Source organism: Christiangramia aestuarii (assembly GCF_009735585.1).
GTDB lineage: Bacteria > Bacteroidota > Bacteroidia > Flavobacteriales > Flavobacteriaceae > Christiangramia > Christiangramia aestuarii.
In genome coordinates this window covers 1-362 of sequence record NZ_VJVW01000173.1, presented here as the reverse complement: position 1 = coordinate 362, position 362 = coordinate 1, and the positions used below count along the sequence as shown (strand labels likewise).

The following is a 362-nucleotide window of genomic DNA, read 5'->3' as shown; positions in this document are numbered from 1 at the left end:
TGACCGGCGTCGGTCAGAAGCAAGCCATCGAGGATGTAGGGCGCTTCGTTCACGGTGGCCGGGATGGTCTGTGTGGCGAAGGGTCCGAACTGGTCGGAGACGTGGGTATAGGCCTTCAGCCCGGGTTCATGGCCGTACTTGGCGTTGATCAGGTTCATCGCCTCGCCCTGACGCGTTGTCGGGAAGAACTGGCCGTCGCTCGAAGCGCTCTGCCCGCCGCCCCAGAACCGCGCCATCGGCAACCTCGACTGCCCTTCGATCACCGTGGCCAGGGCGCGCGCCATTGCTTCGCTTTCGACGTGCCATCGCGACAGGCGTGAGAGTTGGAAAAAGTCGTGCGTGTTCGTGGCCCCGGCCATCTT

General features: G+C 64.1%; 1 protein-coding gene. It reads right to left on the bottom strand.

From position 1 onward, the window contains the following. A partial coding sequence (locus tag FLP08_RS16200) for a Tn3 family transposase (protein ID WP_156278191.1) occupies window positions 1-362 on the bottom strand: 362 nt, incomplete at both ends.